At 68.7% G+C, this 13384-nt stretch carries 14 protein-coding genes and 1 pseudogene; 9 read left to right on the top strand and 6 right to left on the bottom strand.

Features of this window, described 5'->3' with window-relative positions:
* Window positions 1-25: 25 nt before the first annotated feature.
* Together P3102_RS20905 and P3102_RS20900 are read right to left on the bottom strand one after the other, a co-directional pair.
* Entirely contained in the window at window positions 26-247 is a 222-nt protein-coding gene (locus tag P3102_RS20905; protein WP_276361039.1) for a hypothetical protein, read from the bottom strand.
* Window positions 248-280: 33 nt separating this feature from the next.
* Window positions 281-2311 carry an efflux RND transporter permease subunit gene (locus P3102_RS20900; RefSeq protein WP_276361038.1) on the bottom strand — a complete coding sequence of 677 codons (2031 nt, stop codon included), beginning with the start codon at window positions 2309-2311 and terminating at the stop codon, window positions 281-283.
* A gap of 106 nt (window positions 2312-2417) precedes the next feature.
* Here P3102_RS20900 and P3102_RS20895 point away from each other — a divergent pair, with 106 nt between their 5' ends.
* From P3102_RS20895 to P3102_RS20885, 3 genes are read left to right on the top strand one after another with little or no spacing between them, the layout of a single operon-like run.
* Window positions 2418-2897: a MarR family transcriptional regulator gene (locus P3102_RS20895; RefSeq protein WP_276361037.1), complete on the top strand. Its 480-nt coding sequence runs from the start codon at window positions 2418-2420 to the stop codon at window positions 2895-2897.
* Between the two features lie 11 nt (window positions 2898-2908).
* On the top strand, window positions 2909-4375 hold the full coding sequence (locus P3102_RS20890) for an SDR family oxidoreductase (RefSeq protein WP_276361035.1): 1467 nt from the start codon (window positions 2909-2911) through the stop codon (window positions 4373-4375).
* Window positions 4376-4396: 21 nt separating this feature from the next.
* On the top strand, window positions 4397-4528 hold the full coding sequence (locus tag P3102_RS20885; RefSeq protein ID WP_276361034.1) for a hypothetical protein: 132 nt from the start codon (window positions 4397-4399) through the stop codon (window positions 4526-4528).
* Here P3102_RS20885 and P3102_RS20880 read toward each other — a convergent pair whose 3' ends face one another.
* A complete protein-coding gene (locus tag P3102_RS20880) occupies window positions 4529-5131 on the bottom strand; it encodes a hypothetical protein (protein WP_276361033.1) in 603 nt (200 codons plus the stop codon). It lies immediately after the preceding gene.
* Window positions 5132-5225: 94 nt separating this feature from the next.
* Between P3102_RS20880 and P3102_RS20875 the strand changes: the two genes are divergently transcribed.
* Genes P3102_RS20875 through P3102_RS20865 form a run of 3 tightly spaced genes read left to right on the top strand, consistent with a single transcriptional unit; the run spans window position 5226 to window position 8475 of the window.
* Window positions 5226-5903, top strand: a complete 678-nt coding sequence (locus P3102_RS20875) for a response regulator transcription factor (protein WP_276361032.1) — start codon at window positions 5226-5228, stop codon at window positions 5901-5903.
* Entirely contained in the window at window positions 5896-7290 is a 1395-nt protein-coding gene (locus tag P3102_RS20870; protein WP_276361030.1) for an ATP-binding protein, read from the top strand. Before P3102_RS20875 ends, P3102_RS20870 begins: the two co-directional genes overlap by 8 nt.
* A gap of 57 nt (window positions 7291-7347) precedes the next feature.
* On the top strand, window positions 7348-8475 hold the full coding sequence (locus tag P3102_RS20865; RefSeq protein ID WP_276361029.1) for an acyltransferase: 1128 nt from the start codon (window positions 7348-7350) through the stop codon (window positions 8473-8475).
* Between the two features lie 12 nt (window positions 8476-8487).
* Here P3102_RS20865 and P3102_RS20860 read toward each other — a convergent pair whose 3' ends face one another.
* Window positions 8488-9936 carry a DHA2 family efflux MFS transporter permease subunit gene (locus tag P3102_RS20860; protein WP_276361028.1) on the bottom strand — a complete coding sequence of 483 codons (1449 nt, stop codon included), beginning with the start codon at window positions 9934-9936 and terminating at the stop codon, window positions 8488-8490.
* A 262-nt stretch (window positions 9937-10198) separates the two neighbouring features.
* Here P3102_RS20860 and P3102_RS20855 point away from each other — a divergent pair, with 262 nt between their 5' ends.
* Together P3102_RS20855 and P3102_RS20850 are read left to right on the top strand one after the other, a co-directional pair.
* Window positions 10199-10996 (top strand): maleylpyruvate isomerase N-terminal domain-containing protein, encoded by a 798-nt coding sequence (locus P3102_RS20855; protein ID WP_276371274.1) that lies wholly within the window; start codon window positions 10199-10201, stop codon window positions 10994-10996.
* A 175-nt stretch (window positions 10997-11171) separates the two neighbouring features.
* A pseudogene (locus tag P3102_RS20850) lies at window positions 11172-11273 on the top strand (RidA family protein); the annotation flags it as partial.
* A gap of 3 nt (window positions 11274-11276) precedes the next feature.
* Here P3102_RS20850 and P3102_RS20845 read toward each other — a convergent pair.
* Together P3102_RS20845 and P3102_RS20840 are read right to left on the bottom strand one after the other, a co-directional pair.
* Complete coding sequence (locus P3102_RS20845) at window positions 11277-11756, bottom strand: cupin domain-containing protein (protein ID WP_276361027.1); 480 nt, start codon at window positions 11754-11756, stop codon at window positions 11277-11279.
* Window positions 11757-11984: 228 nt separating this feature from the next.
* Window positions 11985-12416 carry a VOC family protein gene (locus tag P3102_RS20840; RefSeq protein WP_276361025.1) on the bottom strand — a complete coding sequence of 144 codons (432 nt, stop codon included), beginning with the start codon at window positions 12414-12416 and terminating at the stop codon, window positions 11985-11987.
* A gap of 99 nt (window positions 12417-12515) precedes the next feature.
* Between P3102_RS20840 and P3102_RS20835 the strand changes: the two genes are divergently transcribed.
* Window positions 12516-13172, top strand: coding sequence for a GntR family transcriptional regulator (locus P3102_RS20835; RefSeq protein ID WP_276361024.1), 657 nt, complete (start codon window positions 12516-12518; stop codon window positions 13170-13172).
* Window positions 13173-13384: the final 212 nt, after the last annotated feature.

Genomic DNA, 13384 nt, shown 5'->3' with positions numbered 1-13384 from the left:
GTCGAGCCGATCGACCTCTGACCGCCTACTCCTCCGTGAGCTCGGCCAGCTGGTCCGCGGCATCCCGGTTGCCGCGCTCGGCCAGTCGCCGCAGCTCGTCCAGCGCGCCCAGTCCGGTCGCCGTTTCGATCAGCTGGTCCGCCGCGTCGGCACTGCCGCCGTCGGCCAGCCGCCGGAGTCCGGCCAGGTCGCCGCGTTCCCCGGCGTCCTGGACCCGCTCGTCGATGGCGTCCTGTTCGTCACTCATGGCACCAGGCCAAGGGCAGTTCCTGCGCCGCGTTCATTCCCGGCCGGTCCTCGCCGGCTTGGACGGCCACCAGATCCTCCGACCGAGGTCCATCGACAGAGCGGGCACCAGCAGCGAACGCACCAGAAGGGTATCGAGCAGAACGCCGAACGCGACGATGAAAGCCAGCTGCGCCAGGAAGAGGATGGGCAGGACGGCCAACGCGGCGAACGTCGCGGCGAGCACGACACCCGCGGACGTGATCACGCCGCCGGTGACACGCAGGCCGCGCAGCGTCCCGTCCCTGGTGCCGATCCTGCCCGCTTCTTCGCGGACCCTGGTCATCAGGAAGATGTTGTAGTCGATCCCCAGTGCCACGAGGAAGACGAAGCCGAACAGCGGGACGACGGGGTCGGCGCCGGGGAATTCGAAGACGTGGTTGAACACCAGTGCCGAAACACCCATCGTCGCGGCGAACGACAGCACCACCGTGCCGATCAGCAGCAGCGGCGCGAGCAGCGATCGCAGCAACAGGGCGAGCACGAGGAAGATCACCACCAGGACGATCGGGATGATCAGCAGCCGGTCGTGCTCCGAGGTCTCCCTGGTGTCGAGCAGGGTCGCCGTCGGCCCGCCGACCTTGGTGCCGTCGACGGTGTGCACGGCCTCGCGGATCCGTTGGACCGTCGCGAGGGCCGCGTCGGAATCGGGCGGATCGGTCAGTACCGCGTCGATTTTCGCGAGCCCGCCCGCTTCGCCGCTTTGACGGACGTCCGAAACACCGGGGACCCGCGCGAGGTCGGTCACCGCTTTGGCTTGTCCGGCGGGGGTGATGAGCACGGTCGGAGAGCCGGAGCCGCCGGGGAAGTAGCGCGAGAGGACTTCTTGCCCCGCCACGGAATCGACCGGGGTGAGGAAGACGTCGGACTGCGCGGTGCCGGAAGCCTTCAGTTGCGGGAGGAACGCGCCGCCCGCGAGGAGGACGACGGTCGTGACGAGCCAGATCGTTCGCGGCGCGCGGGAGATCCAGCCCGCGACGCGACCCCAGATCCCGCCGGCTTCTTCCTTCGGCGGGGCCACCGCCGGCCGGAACGGCCAGAAGGCGTTGCGTCCGCACAGGGCCAGGACGGCGGGCAGGAACGTGATGGTCGTCAGGAAGGCCGCGCCGATGCCGATGGCGGCGACCGGGCCCAGTCCCTTGTTGGAGTTCAGGTCACTGAACAGCAGGCAGAGGACGCCGAGGATCACCGTCCCGGCGGAGGCCGCGATCGGCTCGATGGTCGAGCGCCAGGCCGTGCGGAGCGCGGAGCGGGCGTCTTCGGTCGTCCTGAGTTCTTCGCGATAGCGCGAAATCATCAACAGCGCGTAGTCGGTGGCGGCGCCGAAGACGAGAATGAACAGGATGCCCTGGCTCTGCCCGTTCAGCGCCAGCACGTCGTGCTCCGCGAGCAGGTACACCGCGAGGCTCGCCGTGCCCAGCGCGAACACCGCGGACGACAGGACGAGCAGGGGCAGCAGCGGGCTTCGGTAGACGATGATCAGGATGAGCGCGACCACCGCGCCCGCGACCAGGAGCAGCAGCCCGTCGATCCCGCCGAACGCCTCCTTGAGATCGGCGACCTGCGCGGCCGGCCCGGTCACTAGCACTTTCAGCCCATCCGGTGTGTCACGGGCGAGCGCGTCCCGCAGCGCCTCGACCCCGTCCCCGGGGTCGGTCGTGGCGTCCAGGAGCACGACGACCTGTGCGCCCGCGTTGCTCCCCGGCGCCGGGACGAGCCGGGCGTTCGCCGTCCGATCGGCGAGGAACCGCTTGTCGCCCTCGGTCAGGCCCGACGGCCGCTCCGCGACGACGATGGCCGGGATGACGGCGGCACTGGAGAACTGCTTCTGGAGTTCACCGACTTCGGTGGCCTCGGCCGAAGCGGGCAGGAAGCTGCTGCTGTCGTTCTCCGTGACCTGGCTCAGCTTGCCCGCGTACGGGCCACTGAATCCCCCGAAGATCAGCCAGGCCACCGCGACGAGGGCGGGGAGCAGCCAGCGCAGACGTGACCGCGTGCGAGTGGGATGTTCGACTTCGGAGATCATGAGCGGATGGCTCCCGAGGCAGTACTACTTCGACGGGTGAATAATTCGACCATCGAAATAGTAGAGTGGTCACCCGAACGGTGCAGTGTGAGGGGAGGGTTCGGACGTGGCTGACACCGACGACACCGAGAAGGTCACGGACGACTTGCTCGTCCTTCTGCTGCGGCAGCTGACCGTCGAATCGGACCGGTTCGCCGAGATGTTCGGCGAGGCCCACGGCCTGCACCGGACCGACCTCAACGCCCTCGCGGTGATCATGGACGCGGCCAGGATGGGGGACCCGATGAGCCCGAGCAGGCTCGCGAGCGCCCTGCACCTGAGCGCGTCGGCGACGACGTCGGTGCTGGATCGGCTGGAGCGGGCGGGGCACCTCTACCGGGACCGCAGCGCGACCGACCGGCGCAAGGTCGAGCTGCGGATGCACGAGAAGGCGCGGGAGATCGGCGGCGAGTTCTTCCAGCCCCTCGGTGAGCGGTTCTCTACCGCGTGGCGTGACCTGGGCGAAGACGAGCGGCGGACGGTCGCGCGGTTCCTCCGGAGCAGTATCGCCGCGACCGTGGAGGTGCGAGCACGCCTGGCACCGTGAACACTCGGGGCATGCGATGTGTGGTGCTCGGTGCGACGGGATACGTGGGCGGGCGGCTGGTGCCGCATCTGCTCGAAGCAGGTCACGAGGTCCGCGTGGTGGCTCGCTCGCCGGAGAAGGTCGCCGAGGAGCCGTGGCGGGACCGGGTCGAGGTCGAACGCGGCGACGTCACCGATCCGGCCTCGATCAGCACGGCGCTGGCCGAGGGCGAGGTCGTCTACTATCTCGTGCATTCTCTGGCGCAGAGGGATTTCGTCGACATCGACCGCGAAGCGGCGAAGACGGTCGCCGAGGCCGCGAAGAAGGCGGGCGCGCGGCGGCTGGTGTACCTGGGCGGCATCGTGCCGGACGACGAGGAGTTGTCGCCGCATCTGGCGTCCCGGGCCGAAGTCGGTAAGGTCCTGCTGGACTCCGGGGTGCCCGCCGTCGTCCTGCAGGCCGCGGTGATCATCGGCTCGGGTTCGGCGAGTTTCGAAATGCTGCGCTACCTGACCGAACGCCTCCCCGCGATGATCACCCCGCGGTGGGTGCACAACCGCATCCAGCCGATCGCGATCCGGGACGTGCTGCACTACCTCGTGCACGCCGCCGACCTGCCGCCCGAAGTGAACGGCGCGTTCGACATCGGCGGCCCCGACGTCCTGACCTATCTGGACATGATGCGCCGCTACGCCGTCGTCGCGGGTTTGCCCCGGCGGGCCGTCGTGCCTGTTCCGGTGCTGACCCCGTGGTTTTCCGCGCAGTGGGTCAACCTGGTCACCCCCGTGCCGAAGTCGATCGCCGTGCCGTTGATCGAATCGCTGGTGCACGAAGTGGTCTGTCACGACCACGCGATCGCCGGGCACATCCCCGACCCGGAAGCGGGGCTGACGCACTACGAACACGCGGTCGAACTGGCACTGACCCGGATTCGGAACGCCGATGTGCCGACCCGCTGGTCGGACGCCTCGACCGCGCCGTCGGACCCCCTGCCGAGTGACCCGGAGTGGGCGGGCGGCACGGTCTACGAGGACAAGCGCGAGCAGCGGACGGACGCCTCACCGGAAGCGCTGTGGGACGTCATCGAGTCCATCGGCGGCGAACACGGCTGGTACTCGTTCCCGCTGGCCTGGTCGGTCCGTGGCTGGGCGGACCGGCTCGTCGGCGGGGTCGGGTTGCGGCGCGGGAGGCGGGATCCGCGACGGCTGCACCTCGGCGAAGCGCTGGACTGGTGGCGCGTCGAATACCTCGACCGGCCGCGGATGTTGCGGCTGCGAGCCGAGATGAAGCTGCCGGGCCGCGCCTGGCTCGAACTCGGCGTCGAGTCCGATGAGGACGGTGAGACCATCTACCGGCAGCGGGCGGTGTTCGAGCCGCACGGGTTCGCCGGGCACGCGTACTGGAAGGCGATCGCGCCGTTCCACGGCGTCGTCTTCGGCGGCATGGTCCGCAACATCACCGGTGCCGCGCAGAAGACGGCCGGTGCGCTCGAGGGCTGAAGGGCGCTTTCGCTGCATCGCATGCGAGGCCTCCATACCGTCGAGACCTACCTCGCCTGGATCACCGGCTTCCTGCTCGGCCGCTGTCCGGGCCGGACCATTGACCCCGTGGTGCTGGAGCAGGACACGAAGCCTTCACCCGGACAGCGGTGATCAGGCTTTAAGCGCCTTCATGGTCTCTTCGGCGCTCTTTTTGACTTTGTCCTGCATTTCCTGCTCCACGGTGGGCCAGCCGTCGGCCTCTCGCGCGTTGCCGGTTCCGGTGACCGTGAGGAACAGCGAGCCGTGCCGGACGAGGTACTTGTAGAGCCAGAGTTCGCCGGGTGTCCACGGCTTCGAGTCGTCGTGCTGCCGGTACAGATAGGCCGCGGTGCCGAGACCTTCGACGTCGATGACCTTGAGGTCGCGACCGGACGTCACCCGTTCGCCGTCCTTTTGCCGGAAATCGTCGTACATGGCCTTGGCGGCGGCTTCTCCCGAGGGGTGGATGGCGATGAACGTCGTCAGCAGGACGTAACCACCGGCACCGTCGAACTCCATCGCGCAGTTCCCGCCATCGAGCCTCTCGACGAGGTTGCTCGGCTTCTTGGCCGGCGTGGCGCGGGTGAGCGCTTCGAATTCCGCCGGATTCACCGCCCCGCACGCGTCACCGCTGAGCCGGTAGGCCGGCGGCGGCTCGGGCTCGGAGGAACATCCGGCGACGAGGACGGCGGCGAGCGCCATGAGAAGCGCTCCGCGGCCGCGGTGGGTGGGCATGCCGGGACGGTGACATCGGATTTCCTCGCGTACGAGGGTAATTGTGCCCGGCACGGTGACCAAGTGCCGACCGGCCGTATGGGATCGTGAGCCGATGAGGATCTTGCTCGTGGAAGACGAGCGGCGGCTGGCCGAATCGCTGCGCGCCGGGCTGAGCGCCGAAGGGTACGCCGTGGACGTCGCGCACAACGGCCGCGACGCGCTTTGGTATGCCGCCGAGCATCCTTACGCCGCGATGATCCTCGACATCATGCTGCCCGGCCTCAACGGCTACCGCGTCTGCCGGAGGCTCCGCGAACGAGGCGACAACACCCCGATCCTCATGCTGACCGCGAAGGACGGCGAGGACGACGAGATCGAGGCGCTGGACACCGGCGCCGACGACTTCCTTCCGAAGCCGTTCTCGTACGGCGTCCTGCTCTCCCGGCTGCGGGCGCTGATCCGGCGCGGGGGAGCGATCCGGCCGGGCACGCTGCGGCTCGGCGACCTCGAACTCGACCAGGCCAGTCACAGCTGCCGTCGCGGCGCGGCCGAGATCCCGTTGACCACCAAGGAGTTCGCGCTGCTGGCGTATCTCATGAAACGGCAGGGTGAAGTGGTCACCAAGGCGGAACTGCTGGAGAACCTCTGGGATTTCGCGGCGTCAGCGACGGCGAACCTGGTTGAGGTCCACATGAGTGCGCTGCGGCGCAAGATCGATCTGCCGTTCGGGGTGGAGACGATCCGGACGGTGCGCGGCGCCGGCTACCACGTGGTGGGCTCCGGTGCCTAGATTCTTGCGGACCACCCGGTTCCGGGTCGCGCTGACCGCTTTCCTGGCGTCGCTCATCGCGCTGGCGGTCGTTTCGGCGTGGCTCGTGCTCGATGCCCAGAACCGGCTGGGCAACGGCGCCGCGCAGGTGGCGAGGGAGCGCGCGGCCGCGATCGTCCAGGTACTGAACACCGGCGCCGCCCCGGCCGATCTGCGGCTCCACGTGCGGGCTTCGATCTACGAGGTGACCACCCGGACCGGCGAGCGGGTCGCGTCTTGTCCCGGCCTGCGATCCGGGGGGATCGTCCCGGACGGGGGCATCTTGTACAGAGACAGTGTCCAGGACCTCAAGCCGGGCGACGTCGACCTCGCCAGCCAGGAATCCATCGGCTGCGCGAGTGCGCTCGGGGAAGATCCAGAGGGGAACGGACTCCGGCTGCACGTGGCGGCCATCCCGAGCGGAGACAGTAAGTACCGGGTGTTCGGCGCGGCCATCGTGGACGAGTCCGGACAGGCGGCGCTCGATTCGGTGCGCGTGACGCTGCTGGCCGGTGTCCCGGTGATCGCACTGCTGATCGGGGTGATCGCGTGGCTCGCGGTACGCCGGTCGCTGCGGCCGGTCGAGGCGATCCGCTCGGAGGTCGCGGAGATCGGCGCGCACGATCTCTCCCGCCGGGTCCCGGCCCCGGACAGTGCCGACGAGATCGCGAAGCTCGCGGAAACGATGAACACGATGCTCGCCCGCGTGGACACCGCGGTCACCCGGCAGAGCCGGTTCACCTCGGACGCCTCGCACGAACTGCGCACCCCGCTGGCGTCCCTGCGGACCCAGCTGGAGGTGCTGCTCGCGCATCCGGACCGGCTGGACTGGCGCGACGCCTGCCGGAACGCGCTCCTCGACGTCACCCGTCTCCAGGACCTCGTCGGCGATCTCGTGCTGCTCGGCAAGCTGGACAACGCGGCTCCGGAACGGTTCACCCCGGTGCGACTGTCCGAAGTGGTCGAATCCTGTCTGTCCGGACGGCAGGGTGTGCGCGCGGAAATCGAGGAGGATCCGACGGTCCTCGGTGACCGCGGCAGGCTGGAACGGTTGCTGCGCAACCTGGTGGACAACGCGCAACGCCACACCCGCACCGGCGTCGAAGTGACGGCGTCCACAGTGGACGGTTTCGGGGTGCTGACGGTCACCGACGACGGTCCCGGCATTCCCGCAGCCGACCGCGAGCGGGTGTTCGACCGCTTCGTGCGGTTGGACGACGGACGTGCGCGTGACGACGGTGGCGCCGGACTCGGGCTGGCGATCGTCGCCGAGATCGCCCGGGCGCACGGCGGCACCGTCGAGGTCGCCGACCACGACGGTGGAGCCCGCCTCGTCGTCCGCCTGCCGTCGGCGGAAGCGCGAAGCTGAAGACGTCTTCAGTTTCCTTAAGCTTCCGTTCAGCGTTCACGCTCGAACCTTCGGGTCATGTTCGCTCCCTCGCGTCACTCCTGGTGGCGGCCGCTCGGCCACGCCGACTACCTGGCCTCGTCGTGGTTCCCCGGCCTCACCGGCGTGCGCGCGCTCGCCGCCGTCGCCGTCGTGTTCTTCCACTACGGCGGCCCCGTCGCCGACCCTCTGCAGGGCTGGATCGCCGTGCAGCTGTTCTTCGTGCTGTCCGGTTTTCTCATCACGACACTGGCCTTGAGGGAAGAAGACCGTGAGGGCCGGATCTCGCTGCGCGGCTTCTTCGTTCGCCGGGTCTTCCGGATCATGCCGGTGTACTTCCTGCTCCTGGCGCTGACCACGCTCGCGGTGGTGCTCGGCGGCACGTATCAGAGCAGCAGGCTCGCCGACGCCATGCCGTACTACCTCGTCTTCGGCAACGAACTCGTCGACTACAACACGCCCTATCCGACGTCGTGGTCGCTGGGGGTGGAGGAGAAGTTCTACCTGGTGTGGCCCGCGCTGCTGGTGCTCACGTCGTTCGCGCGGAGCGGGAAGACGGCGCTGCGCCTGCTGCTGGGCGTCTCGGTCGTCCTCGGTGTGGTGCTGTTCGCGCTGCCGCTGGCACCCGCGCACACCTGGGCGAGTCTGTCGGTGCACTACTGCTCGCTGGTCATCGGCTGTCTGCTGGCGATGACGTTGCACCATCCGCGCGGGTTCGCCCTGGTCCGGCCGCTGACCAGGCCTGTCGTCGCCGCGGCGATCGGGTGCGGGTTCGTCGTGCTGCAGTTCTCCGTCGGCCCGCTGGCGAAGGCACTCGGCGGGCACTGGCAGTTCGTGGTCCCGGTCTACGCGGCGGGCTCGGCACTGCTGCTCGTGGCCGTCGTGTCGCCAGGTCCGGTCCGGAAGCTGCTCTCGAGCAGGCCGTTGACCTTCATCGGCGATCGTTCCTACGCGCTTTACCTCGCCCAGACGGGCGCGGCCGGGGTCACGGGCTGGCTGCTGCCCAGCGGGCTCGCCAAGGCCGCGGCGACCACCGGTGTCGCGTTGCTGTTCGCCTGCGCGCTGCGCCGCTGGGTCGAACAGCCCGCCATCGCCTACGGCCGGAAGGGGGCCGAACGCCGCGCGCCCGCCGTGCCTCCGGTGGAGGCCGCGGCGGGCACGCGGTGAACGGGTCCGGCGTCAGTGGTGCGCGGCCACCGCGGTGGCTCCGGCGCTCTTCTTCACGAACAGCGAACCGGCGAACGCGGCCAGACCGATACAACCGGCGACCATGAACGTGGTGCGGATGCCCGCGGCGTCGGGGCTGGCCGCCCCGGGCGTGGTCGTGCTCGCCGTGGCCACCGCGATGAACATGGCGGTGCCGAGCGCGCCGGCGAGCTGCTGAAGGGTGGCGAGGATCGCGCTGCCGTGTGAATAGAGATGCTCGGGCAGCGAACCGAGGGATTCGGTCATCAGCGGCGTCATCATGAGGCCCAGCCCGCACATCAGGAGAACGTGGATGGCGATGACCGCGAGTAGCGGCGACCCCGCGCCCAGCAGGGCGAACAGCCACAGCGAGACCGCCATCGCGGCGGCGCCGGGGATGACCAAGGGCCGCGGGCCAAAGCGGTCGTACAGCGCACCGACCGGGCGGCCGAGCAACCCGAGGGCGAGGCCACCGGGAAGCACCGCGAGGCCGCTGACGAAGGTGCTGGTGTGCAGGACGGTCTGCAGGTACAGCGGCAGCAGGATCGCCGCGGCGCCGAGCAGGCACATGAACAGCAGCGCCGTGAGCACCAGCGAGACGACGAAACTGCGGTGGGTGAACGGGCGCAGGTCCAGCAGCGCGCGATCTTCCTTCTGCAGGCGCAGCTGGCGCCAGGTGAACACCACGAGTGCCACGGCGCCGACGGCGATCGGCACCCACGGCGGCACCGGCTGATGCCCTCCCGCGGACTCGCCGGACACCGACAGGCCGTACAGCACGCCACCGAAACCGATGGCGGACAGGATCACCGACAGCACGTCCAGCGGCACCTTGCGGGTATCGCTCGCCAACCTCAGCCGCAGCATGCCGACCACCAGGGCGGCGAGCGAGAGCGGCAGCACGATCCAGAACATCCAGCGCCAGCCGAGCGAGGAGAGCACGGCACCACCGATGGTCGGGCCGATGGCAGGGGCGACCGCGATGACGATCGTGATCGTGCCCATCGTGGCGCCGCGCTTCTCCACCGGCACCAGGCGCATCACCGTGGTCATCAGCAGCGGCAGCATCACCGCGGTACCGCAGGCCTGGATGACCCGGCCGGTCAGCAGGAGCGTGAAGCCGGGGGCGAGCGCGCTGACCAGGGTGCCGGTGCTGAACAGGATCAGCGAGGCGAGGAACACCTGGCGCGGGGTGAACCGTTCGAGCAGGAACCCGGTGGTCGGGATGACGACCGCCATGGTGAGCAGGAAGCCACTCGTCAGCCATTGGACGGTGGTGGTCGGGACCTTGAGGTCGACGGTCAGGTCACGCAGCGCGACGCTCAGGATGGTCTCGTTGAGGATCATCACGAACGCGGACAGGACCAGGACCCCGATCAGGAGCCCGGCTTTCGCCGGTGCCCTTTCCTGGTCGTGGGAGGTTTCGGGCAGGGTCTCGGTCATCTGTGAAGGGCTCCTGGGAGGGCGCAAGTCCGCGTTGGCCGCCTTCGGCGACGGCAACGGTGACAGCGAAGGCGAGGCTGATTCGCCGTTCAGTCTGCCTGGGCGGGTCGGTGCGTGTCACGTCTATTTCCGTAGTGAGTACGGTCACTGCGCGCCGGGACAGCACGAGAGCGGAAGGATTTCCGGTCCTGACCGGTAAAATCGACTCGTGACCACAGCGATCACGACGGATCGATGGCAGTCGGTGCGGCGCGCCTATCGGGTGACGGGGGCGCGATTCGCGGAAATGGTGGCCCGCGTTCCGGATCCGGACGCGATGGTCACCGCGGACTGGACGGTGGCCGACACAGTGGCCCACGTCGCGACGATCGCGAAGATGTACACGTCACTGGCGCGTCCGGACAGCACTCCGTTCTTGGCCGCCCGCGGGCAGAGTCAGCTCGAAAAGACCACCGTGGACACCGTTTCCGTGCTGAACACCATGGTGTTACGGGATTTTCCCGAACGCGACATCGGCGTCCTGGTGGCGGGACTGCTCGCTGACATCGACGAGGTGCTGCGGGTGACCGAGGACGCCGATCCGGCGACCCCGCTGGACTGGCTCGGGGACTCGAAGGTGCCGCTGGCGGGAGTCCTCGCGCACCTGGTCAACGAGCTGCATGTCCACGGCTGGGACATCGCCAAGGCGCTGAAGCTGCCGTGGACGGTGCCACCGGGTGACGCGGCGCTGTTTTTCGACCTCTTCATGGTGGGCGTGCTGTCCCACGACACCGGCCACCTTCTCGACACCGACGAACCGTCGCGGGAAAGACGGATCGCCGTGGCGTTCCGGTCGGCGTACACGTCCCCGGTCGTGCTGGTGCTGCACCGGGGCCAGGTCACGGTGGAGCGGCCCGGCGGGCCGGTCGACGTGCGGATCTCGTTCGACCCGCCGACGCTGAACCTGATGCTGTTCCACCGGGTCGGCAAGGCGCGTGCCGCATTGGCGCGCAAGATCGTCGTCAGCGGTCCGCGGCCGTGGCTGTTGCCCGCCTTCCTGCGGGTGGTCCGGCTGCCGTAGGACTCGGGACTCACGGACCCGCTCACGTCACGCCGGCTCGGTGGTCCGTGAAGGGCTTCCTTGGCGGATTCTCAGTTGCGTGCCCATGAATCCGGAACGCCCTCTCGACGATGGAGGAATCGGGACACTCAACGTCCCGATTCCTCCATCGTCGGCACGCGGTACAGCCGTCGCACTGGGTGGCACCCCTGTCCCGCCGGGCACGCTGATCGGTGTCGCGGCACTCGACGTACCCGAACATCTCGTCGAGATCGAGGCGACCGCGGTCATCGGTTGAGGCTCACTGGCCGCGCGCGGCACGCCAGATCGGGCTGTCGACGTAGTGGTTGTCGTACTGCTTGGAGGACGCGGCGATCTCCGACGGGTCGGCCTCGCCCCGCGCGACCCGGTCGAGGAGCCGGTAGTAGTCGAAGCGGGCCATGCCCGGTGTGAAGGTCACCAGAACGTCGGCGTCCGAGCCGGCGGCGGGCCCGAACGCGTGCGGCACCTTCGGCGGCACGGCGAGGAAGTCACCCTTTTCCAGCGTGTGCAGGGTTTCCTCGACGAGGACTTGGAGTTCTCCTTCGAGCACGAAGAAGAACTCGGTCGCGCGAGTGTGGAAGTGGGCCGGGGTGCCGAAGACGCCGCTCTTCAAGGTCGCGCGGTTCGCGGTGAAGCCCCCGTCGGTGGTGTCCGAATCGGCCAGCAGGGTGATTTCGCTGCCCGGCGCGTCGCTGACGATCTCGGCGTCGGCGGCCCGGAGGAGGATGGGGTCGAACATGGTGGTGTCTCCTTGGTTTCCTTGTGCAGCAGGCTCGCTGACAGGACAAGCTTCTCCCGGCACCAGGCCTCGATCAACGCGGAAGGCGCCATAAATCAATAACATGAGGGTTATTGATTAAGTGAGTTGGCTCGTATGAGTCGAAGGGCAGACGTGTCATGCCCAGGACTGGCGACCGCGTGTCTTGAGGACGTCGGATTTCCTGCCCCTTATGACCGACCCGGCGGGTCAGGCGGCGAAGACCTGCGCATCGTCGGTGAACGCCTTGAACTCCAGCGCGTTGCCCGCCGGATCCAGCAGGAACATCGTCCACTGTTCTCCGGCTTGGCCCTCGAAGCGCACGTAGGGCTCGATGACGAACGACGTGTTCGCCGCGCGCAACCGGTCCGCCAGTTCGCGGAATTCCGGCACGGTGAGGATCAGGCCGAAGTGGGGGACGGGCACGTCGTGCCCGTCGACGGGGTTGTGGATCTGTCGCGGCCGCTCCGGCGCGAGGTGCGTGACGAACTGGTGGCCATGGAGGTTCCAGTCGATCCACGTGTCGGAGCTGCGGCCTTGCGCGAGGCCGAGGACTTCGCCGTAGAAGGTGCGCGCGGCGGCGAGGTCGTCGACAGGCATGGCGAGGTGGAAGCGCGGGATGGGGGAGTCGAGGACGGTCATCGGAAAATCCTTTCCGGCGGACGGGTAGTTGTCGTGATGTTAACATTAAGACAAGCGGGCAAGTCGCTACGATCGGCCGTTCCAGCGAAAGGGATCAGGATGAACGAACCCGGCAGGGTGGTGCCGGCGCGTCGTCGCGGGCTGGCGGACGAGGTCGCCGACCGGGTTCGGGACGCCATCTTCGGCGGCGCCTATCCGCCGGGCGCGCAGTTGCGCGAGGTCGAGCTTTCGGTGGCGCTCGGGGTCAGTCGTGGTCCGGTGCGCGAGGCATTGCTCAAACTCGAACGTGAGGGGCTGGTCCGCAGCGAATGGCACCGCGGCGCGATCGTCACCACGCTGTCCGAGGTGGACGTCGCCGAACTCGACAGCCTGCGGTCGGCGCTGGAACGGCTGGCGGTTCAGCTCGTCGTCGCGAAGGCGTCGGACGCGGATCTGGCCGCGATCGACGACGTCGTCGATCGGATGGACCGGGCACGCGACGAGCACGAGATGGTCCGCTGCGACGTCGACTTCCACGACGCGGTCTACGCGGCGTCCGGGCATCGACGGCTCATCGGGGCGTGGCAGTCGATCCGGTCCCAGGTGTACCTGTTCCTGCTGACCCGGATCGGCGTGAGCTCCGACGGCTACCTCGCGAGCATCCCGGCCGAACATCGACGGCTGGCGTCCGCTCTTCGTGCCCGTGACGGTGAGAAGGCGCTCGAACTGTTCGCCGTTCACCGCGGCGAAGCCTTCGACGTGCTCGCCGGAAGGTGACGGTGCTCGGGTTCGCGCTCGAAAGGGCCCGCACCGCGCCGGTGTCGGTACGGTGCGTCTTCGGCGCGAACAGGACTTTCCGGTTTCCTCCTGCCCGGCCGGAAACTTGGCTCAACGAAGGTCTCGACGGCTGAGGCCCGAGAAGATGATCACCGTCGATCGCGGCCCCTCGGTCCTAGGTGGGAACTCCTGGTGAACGAGGCGGGTGAAAG

It is taken from the genome of Amycolatopsis sp. QT-25 (genome assembly GCF_029369745.1).
GTDB lineage: Bacteria > Actinomycetota > Actinomycetes > Mycobacteriales > Pseudonocardiaceae > Amycolatopsis.
Note: the sequence above shows the minus strand (reverse complement) of the source record. Positions and strands in the feature narration are given on the sequence as shown.

Excerpts from the sequence above, each read along its gene's own strand:
- P3102_RS20905 (WP_276361039.1), bottom strand. The coding sequence starts at position 247 with ATGAGTGACGAACAGGACGCCATCGACGAGCGGGTCCAGGACGCCGGG.
- P3102_RS20900 (WP_276361038.1), bottom strand. The coding sequence starts at position 2,311 with ATGATCTCCGAAGTCGAACATCCCACTCGCACGCGGTCACGTCTGCGC.
- P3102_RS20890 (WP_276361035.1), top strand. The coding sequence starts at position 2,909 with ATGCGATGTGTGGTGCTCGGTGCGACGGGATACGTGGGCGGGCGGCTG.
- P3102_RS20885 (WP_276361034.1), top strand. The coding sequence starts at position 4,397 with ATGCGAGGCCTCCATACCGTCGAGACCTACCTCGCCTGGATCACCGGC.
- P3102_RS20880 (WP_276361033.1), bottom strand. The coding sequence starts at position 5,131 with ATGCCCACCCACCGCGGCCGCGGAGCGCTTCTCATGGCGCTCGCCGCC.
- P3102_RS20875 (WP_276361032.1), top strand. The coding sequence starts at position 5,226 with ATGAGGATCTTGCTCGTGGAAGACGAGCGGCGGCTGGCCGAATCGCTG.
- P3102_RS20865 (WP_276361029.1), top strand. The coding sequence starts at position 7,348 with ATGTTCGCTCCCTCGCGTCACTCCTGGTGGCGGCCGCTCGGCCACGCC.
- P3102_RS20860 (WP_276361028.1), bottom strand. The coding sequence starts at position 9,936 with ATGACCGAGACCCTGCCCGAAACCTCCCACGACCAGGAAAGGGCACCG.
- P3102_RS20845 (WP_276361027.1), bottom strand. The coding sequence starts at position 11,756 with ATGTTCGACCCCATCCTCCTCCGGGCCGCCGACGCCGAGATCGTCAGC.
- P3102_RS20840 (WP_276361025.1), bottom strand. The coding sequence starts at position 12,416 with ATGACCGTCCTCGACTCCCCCATCCCGCGCTTCCACCTCGCCATGCCT.
- P3102_RS20835 (WP_276361024.1), top strand. The coding sequence starts at position 12,516 with ATGAACGAACCCGGCAGGGTGGTGCCGGCGCGTCGTCGCGGGCTGGCG.